The organism is Akkermansiaceae bacterium (assembly GCA_019634595.1).
In the GTDB taxonomy this organism is placed as follows: Bacteria; Verrucomicrobiota; Verrucomicrobiia; order Verrucomicrobiales; family Akkermansiaceae; genus Luteolibacter.
The window spans coordinates 587,609-599,768 of sequence record JAHCBC010000002.1; the positions used below are offsets into that span (position 1 = coordinate 587,609).

Here is a 12,160-nt window from a genome sequence, read left to right on the forward strand (position 1 = left end):
GAAAATTCCTCAGAAGCTGAAGCGGAGGCCGGCGGAATAGAGGACCTGGTCCTTCACGATGTTGTCGTTCGAGCTGTCCAGTTCATAGGTGATGCCACCGAACGGCTGCACGTAGTCGAACGCTGTGACGAACACGTTGATGCCCACGGTGGCCACGTCCACCGCCCCGAGGACATCGTCGCTATCGACGCCGATGCTGTAGCCGAAGTGCGGGTTCAGCTCGACCCATGAGAAAGGAGCCCAGCGGAGGCCGATGTGGAGATCGACGTTGCCGAGGTTCTGGTCACCCAGAATGCCGAAGTCGAGGTCCGTGTACTTGTAGCCGATGCCGTAGTAGACATCGAGGGTGTCGGCCAGCGGGAGTGCGCCGCCGAAGCCTGCTTCGGCGCGCCACACGTCGACGTCGAAGTTGCCTCCGCCGATGAAGTTGGTGCGGATCTCCCCGTTTTCATAACGGACATAGCCGAAGAAGTTGTCGGTGAATTCGAAACGGCCGCTCACATAGAAGCCTTCGGTATCGAGGTCATCATCGAGGGCGAGAAGGGTTGCGAAGTCCCTGGGGAGGTCCGCTTTGCCGTTGAGGTAGCCGATGTCGATGTTCGTGTAGTTGAACTCGGTGGCCATCGCGGAGGCAGTCATCAGGGAGGCGAGCAACAATACTTTCTTCATGTATGGCAGGGGCTTTGGATATGGGTTGGATTTCCCGCACAACCGGCGGCGGGGGATAGGAAGACTACCTGCCATCTAACAGATTTGTCGATTATCTATTCGATCATAAAATACTCATTTTACGTCAGTTGACGCACTAGTGACTAAAAATTTCAGGAGGGCGCGGTGGAAGTTTTTGGAATTCCTCCGAAGAAGGTTCAACGCCCCGCCTTGCGGACCTTCCCATCCTTGCCGACGATGGTGAACGATCCTCCGGTGCGTTTGGCGAGGTCGGCCATGGGTTCTTCGGCTCCGGGTTCCATCATGGCGACGGTGTTGATGGTCACCTTCCGCGCCTTTGCCTTGGCGGCGATGCCTCGGGTGAGGCGCATCATGTCACGCTGTTCCATCACTCCGTCGGTCATGAAGAACACGACGTCAGGCGGTGGGTTCATGGCGATGGCCATTTCCAGCGGTCCTTCCCAGTCGGTGCCGCCGATGGTCTTCACGTCATCCACCAGGGACAGCGTGCGCTTCACTTCGGAGGGCTTCGCGTCCAGCCAGGGGACTTCCATGGTAGGGCCGCGGTGGGTCCATTCCCACAGGCTTTTGGAATCCCACTGGTAGGTCTTGCCGCGGGATTTCACGATCCCTCCATTCACCTCGTCACCGGGCAGCCAGACCGGGCCGGAGAAGCAGATGACGGAGTAGCGGGCGGTGGTGGGGAGTGCCTTGAGGGCTTTTGTGAGTTCGGAACGCATCAGCGCATCCTTTTCACCGGCCATGGTGACCGAGAAGTCGAGCACGTAGGCGATGCGGCCGGCGGGACGCATGTCGGCGATGGTGAAGATCCCCGGGCCGACACCATCACCGGCGACCTGCATTCCGCCTGTGCCGCCGAGATTGTCGGAAAGGTTTCTTCCGGGTTGGAACCCTCCACCGGATGCGGAACTGATGGAGCCGAGCGCGCTCAGTCCGGCCATGGTCTCCGGTTCCGGCAACGTGAAAGAGGACACCGTCCCCATCGCGGAGACGCGTGAAAGATCCGGGCGGGAGAGTGCCTCACGCTGCTTGCGGGAGGCCGTCTTTTCCCCCGCTGGCGGGCCTCCTTGATTCCCGAAGCGGATATCGGCCCTCGTCTCCTCCTCGGGGATCACCTGGAGGATCCAGACCACGCCGACCGCGAGCAGGGCACCATGGACGGCGATGGAGGTGATGAGCGATCCGCCGCCGATTTTCGAGCGGAAGGATTCGCGTGCGGGTTCAGTGTGGAGGTCGTTTTCCTGTTTCATGGAATTTGGGTTTCAGGGGAGAAACGACCACAGGCGGATTATCTTAGGATCATGACGCTTCCCAGCCCCCTGAGGAAATCCGTGAGAGTTTGGGATGGCCTGGAAGGTCAGTTTTGGGAAAATCGTGTCCAATTTTCGGTGCTGCCGTCCTTTATCCCGTGCATCCGCCGCGAAAAAGTGGTTGAAGCATCAAAACCCCTCCTCCCGATGATCCGAAAAATCCCTCTGTCCCTCCCGGTGCCGGCCGCCTTGGTTCTCGCCGTCTCATCCGCTTCCGCGACGATCGTCTTTCCCTTCGATAACACGGCCGCCACCTACCGGCCCGCCAATTTCATCGGCTGGAATTCCTACCATCTGAATGGAACGACGGTCACGGATCTCACCGCCACCGCGCCGGACGGGAGCACGGGTGGCGCCAATCAGATCGGAATCGGCAGCGCGAACGGAGTGGGCGGCACCCTCAGCTACCTCTTCTCGATCAGCGATGGTGCCAACCAGCGGTTCGCCGCGGTGGAATCCGTCTCATCGCCCGCCACCACCAGCGTGACCTGGCAGATGGGGAACAGCACCAACTCCACCACGGTGCGCCTCGTCGTCCAGACCGCCGGAAGCTGGTATGCCACCCAGACAGGCTACTCGACCGCCGCCACCACATTGGCCCAGTTCCAAGGCACCGGAGGTTCCGCGACATTGGTGAGCGTGGATTTCAGCACCGCCACCTGGTTTTCCTATGATCTCACCACGATGGTAGTGGGATCGACCGGGGTGGCCCTGCCTTCCAACGATCTCGCCGGCGTCGGGTTCCACATCTTCAACTCGGCGGACAACGCCGTCACCCGCCTCGACAATCTCACGCTCGTTCCGGAGCCATCCGCGGCCCTGCTTGGAACCCTCGCCGGATTTGGTTTTGCAATCCGGCGGAGGCGCTGACTACCGCGGGGAAGTTGACTTCCACGGTGGCGGGGGATTGATGAAGGCATGCTGGAAAGCCTGCACATCCGTGGCTACCGCTCGCTGCGGGATTTCCGCCTGCGGCTGGGTGGGGTGACGCTCGTCACCGGACGGAATGGGGTCGGGAAATCCAACCTTTACCGTGCGCTGTCCATGATCCAGCGGATGGCGGACGGCAGGTTCGCGGAGACCATCGGGGCGGAGGGTGGCATGCCCGCCATCCTGTGGGCGGGGGACCTGAGGAAGGATGAACCGCGGCGGGTGATGTGGAACCTGAAGCACAGTGACTTTGAGTTTGGCATCGAGTGCGGGCTGATCCCGGCGACTCCGGGAGATCCGTCCAAGTTCAAGACAGACCCTGACATCAAGATCGAGACGCTGCATTTCACGGCGAAAAGCCGGTTGATGGCGAAGCGGAAAGGACCGGCCATCGAGCTGCGCAATCCGGCGGGAAAGATGGAGCAGTCACCACTGCCATTCCATGCGCCGGAGTCGATGTTGTCGGAGGTACGGGATGCCATCAGCTACCCGGCCTTGGCGGCGGCGCGGGAGACCTTTCTGGAGTGGCGGTTCTACCATCAGTTCCGCTCGGATGCGGATTCGCCCATGCGGAGGCCTCAGGTGGGCTTCTGGTCGCCGGTGCTGTCCCATGACGGGGTGAACCTGGCGGCCACGCTCCAGAGCATCCGCGAGTCGGGAAAGGGAGGGCGGCTGGATGAAATCATCGGCTCCGCGTTTCCGGATGCGGAATGGAGTGCCGTGGACGGGCAGGGGAAATTCCAGCTCCATCTTGGCCAACCGCATGTGAAGCGCAGCTTCGATGCCAGTGAGCTGTCCGATGGCACGCTGCGCTTTTTCTGCCTCTGCGCCGCGCTGCTGACGGAGAAGTTACCACCTTTCCTGGTGCTCAACGAGCCGGAGACCAGCCTGCATGCGGATCTGCTGGAACCGCTGGCGGATCTCATCGCCGGAGTGCCGGAAACCACGCAACTGCTCATCGTCACCCACTCGGCGGCACTGGCGGATCTCATCGCGGAGAAGCGGGAAGCGCGCAGGGTGGAGCTGGTCAGCTACGAAGGTGAGACCCGTCCGGCGGATGAGGCGACGGGGCGCAGGGTATGGACGTTTGGTAATTAAATTACTAAATTGCCTAATTTAATAATTTAATGGTTGACGGACGGTCGATCCGCCGCTTTGTTTGCGCCGTCGCCCGGTTCGCCGCAGTGACGCACCCCAACCGCCACGTTCAATGAAACGCTCCTTCAAGTCCGCATACTCCATGCCCGCCGCCGTGGCCTGGATGTGTCGATGTGCTTGAAGCCGGGTCCGCGGCACCTTCGCCGCCCACCCATCCTTTTTTTCCTGAGGAACTTTTCCTCACACCCGTTTTCCGGGGATTCCATGGTTAGTCAGCGTGATTGGAGATCCGCCCCGGTGACCCCGGGGCGGATCCTCCAGCAAAGCCGGAACCCCACTTCTGTTTTCCGAATCATTTCCAACCAATCCAATTTCATGAACCTTCCATCTTTCCAATTCCTGCAACTCACCGAGTCCACCCTCACCACCATCTCCTCCCCGAAGCTCGATCTCATCGCGCGGACCTGGGAGCACATCGCCAGCCGCTATCTCCGCCGCCTGGAATCCAACCGCATCCTCGCCGGGCGCGTCCGCTCGATCCGCCTGCTGGCGGTGCATGACGCGATCCACGGCGTGATCGATCCGGGCAACGGCCACATCTACAAGAGTCCGTCCGAGGGCTACACCACGGAGGCGGCCTTCGCGGCGGCAGTGCGGGCATCCCACGATGTGCTGGTGTCCGTGTTCAATGATCCCGCCAGCGTCAGCGATCTGGGCCACCTGCTTGAGGAAAGCCTGGCGCTTGTCGGGAATGAAATCGAAAAGGCCGCGGGCGAAACCAGCGGGGCGGAGAGCGCGGCGGCGTACCTCCAGACCTTCGCGCCGTTGCTGGTGAACCACCACACGGCGGTGCGCCGGGCACCCGCGCTCCGGCCTGTATCGACACGCGAGCTCGCCGGGGTCGGGTGGCGCAGGTCCGCGTGATGGCGTGAAATCCCAACCTTCGTCCGAGGCCTCCATCCATTGGTGGAGGCTTCGTTCGAGGGTTGCTTCCTTTGCAGCGGATCAACTGTTCTTCACGCGGTCCCATTCCTTTGTCCACAGGGGCAGCTTGTCCCCGAGGTCGGCGATGGGTTCGCACTTGGCAAAGACCGCATCCGGCGGGAACAGCACTTCGCTGCCGCGAAAGTCTTCGGTGAGATGGGAATAGGCGGCTGAGTTCGGCGCGCGGTAGCCGATGGACTCCATGTTTTCCGCCGCGATCTCCGGACCGCTGACGAAGTCGATGAACTGGTGCGCCAGCGCGGCGTTTTTCGCGTCCCTCGGGATGCAGAGGTCGTCACAGGAGAAGGCGGCGCCTTCCTCCGGGATGAAAATGCGCACGTCCTCATTCTCGTCCGCCGCCTGCATGAGATCGCCCGCGTAGCCTTGGACGAGGAAGAATTCACCGGAGGCGATGCCGGACTTGTACTGCTCGTTCTCGAACTTCGCGATGTTCTTCTTCCAGGCGATGGCGATGTCCGCGGCCTTCGCGAGCTGCTCCGGATCGGTGGAGTTCAGCGATTGGCCCAGCACTTTGAGCGCGGCGCCGATGACTTCCCGCATGTCATCCAGCAGGGTGATGCGTCCTTTGAGATCCGCCCGGTCGAGGATGGCCCAGCTGTGTTTCGCGTCGCTGACCTTCGACGCCAGGTAGCCCAGACAGGTGGGGGCGGTCATGTAGGGGACGGAGATCTCCATCTTAGGGTCGAGTGCTTTGGGTAGATAGGCGGCGTCAATGTTCTTCAGGTTGGGGAGCAGGGAGTGGTCCAACGCTTGCAGCAGGCCCTTCCGCTTCAGGGCCTGGACGGCGTAGGAGGAGGGGACCAGCAGGTCGTAGCCGGAGGCACCCGCGTCCAGCTTGGCGAGCATCGCTTCGTTCGAGTCAAAGGTGTCGATCACCACCCGGCAGTTGTGGGCTTTCTCGAACTTCTCCTTCACCTCCGGCTTCAGGTAGTCGGACCAGGTGAAGATGGTGAGCGTTTGCGCGCCTCCGCTTTTCTTGCAGGACGGAAGGGTGGAGAGCGCGGCGAAAGCGGCGGACGAAGCGATGAATCGGCGGCGGTTCATGGTGATATGGGCGATAGGATATCAGGAGGGGAAAGTGGAGCAGGAAACGCACCTAATTTTCCACCTGCCGCCGCAGCAACCGGTGGGAAAGGGCGACCGCGGCGAAAGTGACGACCAGCATGAGGGAGGAAAGCGCGTTGATGACGGGCAGGTCCCGGCTTTTCTTGATCATGGAATAGACCAGCGTTGGCAGGGTGTCCGCCCCGGGGCCTTTGACGAAGAAGGTGACGACGTAGTCGTCGATGGAGAGGGTGAAGGCGAGCAGCCCGCCGGCGAGGATGCCCGGGGCGAGCAGGGGCAGGGCCACCTTCGTGAAGGTCTGGAAGCGGGACGCGCCGAGGTCGCGCGCGGCTTCCAGCAGGGTGAAGTCGAAGCCCTCCAGCCGCGCCAGCACCACCAGCGTGACATAGCTCATGCAGAAGGTGATGTGGGCCAGCGTGATGGTGGACATGCTGAGATCCACGCCGAGGGCGATGAACAGCAGCAGAAGGCTCATCCCCATCAGGATGTCAGGGATCACCAGCGGCACCGTGACCAGCAGGCGGTGGGCGTCCTGCAGGCGGGAGCGGTGGCGGTGCAGCGCGAAGGCGGCGGCGGTGCCGAGTGCCATGGAGGCGATGGCGGAAAGCACGGCGATCTTCAGGGAGGTGCCCAGCGCGGTGATGATGTCATCCCTTTCTGCGAGGCGTTCATACCACCGGAACGAAAAGCCCTGCCATTTCGCGGCGAAGCGCGACGAGTTGAAGGAATTCACCACCAGACCCAGGATGGGGAGGTAGAAGAACACCATCACGGCGATGGTGACGAGAAGCGGAACGCGGCTCTTTCTCATGCCTCCCTCCTTTTCCGTTTCAGGGCCATGGGTGCCATTACCAGCAAGGTCAGCGCGGCGGAGAGCGCGGCGGCCTGCGGCAGGTTCCTGTCGCTGAAGTTCCGCTGGGCGATCTTGTTGCCGATCATCTGGGAGTCCGCGCCGCCCACCATGTCCGGCACGACGTAGGAGCCCAGCATGGGGATGAAGATGACGATGAAGGCCGTGATGAGTCCCTGCCGGATGCCTGGGAGAAAAACGGAGGTGAAGGCGGTCATCGCCCTCGCCCCGAGATCACGGGCGGCGTCGAGGAGGCCGAAGTCGAATTTCTCCGCCGCAGCGAACAAGGGCAGGATGGCGAAGGGAAGGTAGGTGTAGATGCTCACCAGGATGACGGCGAACGGTCCGCCGAGCAGCCGGTCGTTTTCACCGAGCAGCCAGGTGGCGCGCAGCGCCTCCGCCAGCCATCCCTGGGCATGGAGGATCTGCTGCCAGGCGAAGACGCGGATGACGAAGTTCGTCCAGAACGGGACGATCACCAGCAGCAGCATGCGCGCCCGCCAGGCCGGACCCATGCGCACCATGGCATAGGCGACTGGCAGCGCGAGCACCAGGCAGAGGACGGTGACGGTGGCGCTCACCCAGACCGTCCGCCAGAGCAGCACGAGGTAGGAGGGATCCAGCAAGGCCCTGACGGCATCCAGGCTCCAGCCCGTCCCGACCTCGCCGCCATGCGCCGCCGGCTTGAAGGCGATGGCGAAAATCATCACCAGCGGGACGAGTACGAACGCCGTGAGCCAGAGGAAGCTCGGCGCGCTGTCCAGCCACTCGCGGGTGCGTTTCATGCTTCCGGCAGGGTCAGCAGGTTCTCGTCCTCCTCGCGGTACTGCTCCAGCAGGAAGCCATCGTTCGCGTGCCAGCGCAGCCAGACCTCGTCCCCCCATTTCGGCGGCGTTTCATCGAGCAGGAAATTCCGGTGCTGGACCTCCGCACAGAGCCTCAGTTCCCCGCAGCGGACCCAGTAGCGGGTGTGGGAACCAAAGTAGATCACATCCTCGATCTTTCCCTGCACGCTGTTTTCCAGGGGCGAGTCCGCAGGCTTTTTGCAACCCACCACGATCTTCTCCGGGCGGAGGGAAAGATGCACCCGGTCGCCTGCGCGGACGGGCTTGTCGTTGTCGATGATGATGGTTCCCAGTCCGTCCACACCGCAGCGGGAGAAGCTGCCGTCGATGACGCAGGTGACCTTTCCCTCGATGAAGTTCGTGTCCCCGATGAACGCGGCGACGAAGGAACTACGGGGAGTCTCGTAGATTTCGGCGGGCGGCCCGATCTGCTCGATGCGGCCCTTGTTCATCACGGCGATGCGGTCGGAGAAGGACATCGCCTCGCTCTGGTCGTGGGTGACGTAGATGAAGGTGATGCCCACCTCGTCATGGATGGCGTCCAGCTCCACCAGCAGGCGCTGGCGCAGTTTCAGGTCCAGCGCGGCCAGCGGTTCGTCCAGCAGGAGGACCTGCGGCTTGTTCACCAGCGCGCGGGCGATGGCCACGCGTTGCTTTTGACCGCCGGAGAGCTGGGCCGGTTTCTTATCCGCGTGGGCGGTCAGGTCCACCAGGGCCAGCATGCGGTCCACCTCCCTTTTGATCTCAGCGGCCGGGCGCTTGGCGATCTTCGGGCCGAAGCCGATGTTATCCCGCACGCTGAGGTGGGGGAACAGCGCATAGTTCTGGAACACGGTGTTCACCGGCCGCTGTTCCGGCGGCAGGTGGGTGATGTCCTTTCCATCGAGGAGGATCCGCCCGCTGTCCGGTGTCTCGAAGCCCGCCGCCATCCGCAGCAGCGTGGTCTTTCCGCAGCCGGAAGGACCGAGCAACGAAAAGCTCTCCCCCTTGCCGATCTCCAGAGTCACATCGGAAACAGCGGTGAACGAGCCGAAGCGGCGGGTGACGTTCTCGAAGATCAGGTGGCCGGGCATCCGGCAGCAGACTGGAGCACAAATGGGTCCATGTTAAGTAATCTTTGATGGACTCTAATATTCCAAAGAGCGGCAGAACTCGCGGAACGCATTGACTTCATCCTCGCTGGCGACTCCGGCGACGATGTGACCCGCAAGGCTCCGAACCACGATGCCCTGCGTCTCCTCTATCTCAATTCCCGTGATAACGTCGCGGATGATCGCCGTGAAAGTGTTGCCATTATAAAAACAAAAGGGTGCCATGCGGTGGCAGCGGCGACAGATTTCCACAGCCTCGGGAAGATCCATCGATTTCCGGTGCTGATCCTCCCATAGCTTGCGCGTCGCTTCGTAGCCATCGGATGTCGGCTTGTGCAGGGCATGTTTGGCCAAACAGAGGACCGCGTTCTGAGCCACCACGAAGTCCCATGAATAGAGGGCTAGCCAATCCCGTTCCGGCCCCATTACCTGGCTTTCCTGGATGTCTTGGCTTCCCGCAATTCGTCCACCCCGCTGCTTCTCAGAAACCCTCTGCCAGTCGTTGCATAGATTGGTGCGGCTGAGAACCGATCTTGGATCGCCAGGGCATCGGCCATCACCCTCTTGAAGACGGGATCCTCCAGAAGTTTGGGATCAATCGAAGGTGGATTGGCTTCCGACATGAATGAAGAATAGCTGCAATCCCTCTCCGGCGCAATCCGCGTTTCAGTTTGCCGCAGCCACCGCCTCCAGCTCCTCCCACCGTGCATAAACGGCCGCTGCCTTCGCTTTCGCGGCGTCGAGCTTTTCCACCAGTGCGGGAATGTCGTTGAAGTTCTTTGCCTGGAACTCGGGGTCGTTGAGTTGGGCTTCCAAAGTCGAAACATCCTCTTCGGCGGCGAGGATGGTGTCCTCGATGGACTCCAGTTCCTTCCGCTCCGCCAATGTCAGCTTGCGGGGTTTTCCGGAAGAAGTGGCGGTCTTCTGCTTTGAGGAGGTGAGCTGTGCATAGGCCGCGGCCTGGGCGCGCTGGGCGGCTTCGCGGGCCTGCCGCTTTTCCAGATAGTAGGAGTAGTTCCCCGCCTGGACGGTCACGCCATCATCCTCGAAGGAGATGATCTGGTCGCAGATGCGGTCAAGGAAGTAGCGGTCGTGGGAAACGACGAGCACGGAACCGTCGAAGTCGGCCAACGCCTCTTCCAGCATCCGCAGCGACTGGAGGTCCAGATCGTTGGTCGGCTCGTCCAGGACGATGAGGTTGCCGCCGTTCTTCAGCACCTTCGCGAGCATCAGGCGCGCGCGCTCGCCGCCGGAGAGGAGATCGACGCGCTCGTTGATGCGCTGGTCATTGAAAAGGAAACGCCGGAGATAAGCGCGGGCACCGAGTGTCTGGTTGCCGAACTGGACCTTCTCGTTGCCGTCGGAAATTTCGTCGAGCAGCGAGCCGGTGCCGTCGAGCTGCATGCGTGTCTGGTCGATGTAGTTCACCTTCACGCGCTTGCCGGTTACCGCGCTGCCTTCGGTGGGCTGGATCTGGCCGAGGCAGAGCTTGAGCAAGGTGGTCTTGCCGACCCCGTTGCGGCCGACGATGCCGGTGCACTGGCCCGGACGCAGGGAGAAGTCGAGGTGCCGGAACAACCAGCGGGGATGCGCGGCGGTGCCCACGTTCACGCCCGCGCCTTCCAGCTCGACGACGACATTTCCGAGATCGGGGGCGGGCGGGATGAGCAGGTCCATCTCCCGTTCCTCGGGCGGTGCCTCCAGTCCTTCCACGGCATAGAACTGGTCCATCCGGTGGCGGGATTTCGTGCCGCGTGCCTTCACCCCGGAGCGCACCCACTCCAGTTCGGTGCGGAGGAACCGCTGGCGGCGGCGCTCCGTCTGTTCTGCGATTTGCTGGCGGACGGCCTTCGACTCCAGGTAGGCGGTGTAGTTCCCGGGATGGGAGTAGGCCTTGCCGTTGTCGATCTCGATGATGCGGGTGGCGATCACGTCGAGGAAATAGCGGTCGTGGGTCACGAAGATGACGGCTCCGGGGAAAGTTTTCAGATAATCCTCCAGCCAACGGATGGACTCCGCGTCCAGATGGTTCGTCGGCTCGTCCAGCAGCAGCAGATCCGGTTGGCAGGCGAGCGCGCGGCACAGGGCGACGCGGCGTTTTTCACCACCGGAAAGCGGGGCGACGGGTGCCTCCAGCGGCGGCGCGCCGAGGGCGGTGACGGTGGCCTTGATGCGGGCGTCGAGATTCCAGCCGTCCGTGTGGTCGATGAAATGGAGGAGGTCCGCCAGTTCCGCCTCGGAGCCCTCGCCGTTTTCATAGCGGCGGATGGCGTCGACGATGTCGGCGGCCCCAGCGGCGATGTTCTCGTGGACGGACAGTCCGGGATCCAGTTCGAACTCCTGCGGCAGATAGCCAACGCGGATGCCGCGGCGGAGGGAAAGATCCCCGGAGTCCGCCTTCTGCTGGCCGGTGAGGATCTTCAGCAGGGAGGTCTTTCCGCAGCCATTCCGCCCCACCAGGCCGACCTTTTCCCCGGCGGAAACCGCGAGCGTCACGCCATCGAGGAGATTCTGGTATCCGTAGGACAAGCGGATTTCGTTGGCGGAGAGCAGGGACATGGGCAGCGGAGAGTGGAGGTGTCCGGCGGAAACGTCCATCGCGGAGATGAGGGGGGGGTACTTCCGGCCGGAAGCTTCAGGCCACAGCGTGATCTTGCAATCGGCGTGCCTTTGCCACAGAGTCTGATCCACATGCCAACCCATGCGGCACCCCGCTGTTGACGTTCGGCCAATCCACCAAGACGTCATGCCCGATCCCGCTCCGCCCGCCACCTACCGTGCCAGGGGAGGCGCGAGGATTGGCTGGGTGAACTATTCCTGGCCGCTGGCATCGCTCTCCGTGGATTCGTCGGGCCTGACGATCGTGACCTCGATGCTCGGGTTGTTCGAGACAGGACGTTATCGCTTCACCCCTGACCAGGTGACCCGGATTGAAAAATATGGCTTCATTCCTTTCGTTGGTGAAGGCATCCGGCTGCACCACACCGTGGCCGGCTACCCTGCGAAGATCGTTTTCTGGTGCAGGCCGGCTTCCGTGCTGGAGGGTATCGCTTCCACTGGCTGCTTCCAGGTGAGCGAATAACCTCAGGATTTCACCTCCCGATGGTCGGGCGGCGGGATTGCCTGCACTTCGCTCCGGCCAAGCGGAGTGTGGCTCCGCCGATTTTTTCTGAGGATGCTGCGAGCATCCGAAGGCTTTCGAATCCACGGCCTCTCCGTCCCGAACGAAACGCCAGAAATCGGTCATGATGTTTGGTTATCAGTGGGTTAGAATTC

Annotated in this window: 12 protein-coding genes; 4 read left to right on the forward strand and 8 right to left on the reverse strand. The window is 62.2% G+C overall.

Going from position 1 to position 12,160, the window contains the following annotated elements; genetic code table 11:
- Nucleotides 1-9: 9 nt before the first annotated feature.
- Both KF712_08265 and KF712_08270 read right to left on the reverse strand, forming a co-directional pair.
- Nucleotides 10-669 carry a hypothetical protein gene (locus KF712_08265; GenBank protein ID MBX3740970.1) on the reverse strand — a complete coding sequence of 220 codons (660 nt, stop codon included), beginning with the start codon at nucleotides 667-669 and terminating at the stop codon, nucleotides 10-12.
- A 197-nt stretch (nucleotides 670-866) separates the two neighbouring features.
- Nucleotides 867-1,940: a VWA domain-containing protein gene (locus KF712_08270; GenBank protein MBX3740971.1), complete on the reverse strand. Its 1,074-nt coding sequence runs from the start codon at nucleotides 1,938-1,940 to the stop codon at nucleotides 867-869.
- Between the two features lie 207 nt (nucleotides 1,941-2,147).
- On the opposite strand from KF712_08270, the gene KF712_08275 reads away from it, so the two are divergent.
- The 3 genes from KF712_08275 to KF712_08285 all read left to right on the forward strand — a co-directional run bounded on the left by KF712_08275 (nucleotide 2,148) and on the right by KF712_08285 (nucleotide 4,952).
- On the forward strand, nucleotides 2,148-2,870 hold the full coding sequence (locus KF712_08275; protein MBX3740972.1) for a PEP-CTERM sorting domain-containing protein: 723 nt from the start codon (nucleotides 2,148-2,150) through the stop codon (nucleotides 2,868-2,870).
- A 48-nt stretch (nucleotides 2,871-2,918) separates the two neighbouring features.
- Nucleotides 2,919-4,028 (forward strand): AAA family ATPase, encoded by a 1,110-nt coding sequence (locus KF712_08280; protein ID MBX3740973.1) that lies wholly within the window; start codon nucleotides 2,919-2,921, stop codon nucleotides 4,026-4,028.
- A gap of 375 nt (nucleotides 4,029-4,403) precedes the next feature.
- A complete protein-coding gene (locus tag KF712_08285; GenBank protein MBX3740974.1) occupies nucleotides 4,404-4,952 on the forward strand; it encodes a hypothetical protein in 549 nt (182 codons plus the stop codon).
- Between the two features lie 81 nt (nucleotides 4,953-5,033).
- Here the strand turns inward: KF712_08285 and KF712_08290 are convergent, their stop codons facing one another.
- The 6 genes from KF712_08290 to KF712_08315 all read right to left on the reverse strand — a co-directional run bounded on the left by KF712_08290 (nucleotide 5,034) and on the right by KF712_08315 (nucleotide 11,443).
- Nucleotides 5,034-6,077 carry a spermidine/putrescine ABC transporter substrate-binding protein gene (locus KF712_08290; protein ID MBX3740975.1) on the reverse strand — a complete coding sequence of 348 codons (1,044 nt, stop codon included), beginning with the start codon at nucleotides 6,075-6,077 and terminating at the stop codon, nucleotides 5,034-5,036.
- Between the two features lie 52 nt (nucleotides 6,078-6,129).
- Nucleotides 6,130-6,909: an ABC transporter permease gene (locus tag KF712_08295; GenBank protein ID MBX3740976.1), complete on the reverse strand. Its 780-nt coding sequence runs from the start codon at nucleotides 6,907-6,909 to the stop codon at nucleotides 6,130-6,132.
- Nucleotides 6,906-7,733: an ABC transporter permease gene (locus tag KF712_08300; GenBank protein ID MBX3740977.1), complete on the reverse strand. Its 828-nt coding sequence runs from the start codon at nucleotides 7,731-7,733 to the stop codon at nucleotides 6,906-6,908. The genes KF712_08295 and KF712_08300 overlap by 4 nt, the downstream gene beginning before the upstream one ends.
- Nucleotides 7,730-8,866: an ABC transporter ATP-binding protein gene (locus KF712_08305; GenBank protein MBX3740978.1), complete on the reverse strand. Its 1,137-nt coding sequence runs from the start codon at nucleotides 8,864-8,866 to the stop codon at nucleotides 7,730-7,732. The genes KF712_08300 and KF712_08305 overlap by 4 nt, the downstream gene beginning before the upstream one ends.
- Before the next feature lie 54 nt (nucleotides 8,867-8,920).
- Entirely contained in the window at nucleotides 8,921-9,238 is a 318-nt protein-coding gene (locus tag KF712_08310) for a hypothetical protein (protein MBX3740979.1), read from the reverse strand.
- Nucleotides 9,239-9,550: 312 nt separating this feature from the next.
- Nucleotides 9,551-11,443: an ABC-F family ATP-binding cassette domain-containing protein gene (locus tag KF712_08315; protein MBX3740980.1), complete on the reverse strand. Its 1,893-nt coding sequence runs from the start codon at nucleotides 11,441-11,443 to the stop codon at nucleotides 9,551-9,553.
- Nucleotides 11,444-11,630: 187 nt separating this feature from the next.
- On the opposite strand from KF712_08315, the gene KF712_08320 reads away from it, so the two are divergent.
- Nucleotides 11,631-11,966, forward strand: a complete 336-nt coding sequence (locus KF712_08320) for a hypothetical protein (protein ID MBX3740981.1) — start codon at nucleotides 11,631-11,633, stop codon at nucleotides 11,964-11,966.
- Nucleotides 11,967-12,160: the final 194 nt, after the last annotated feature.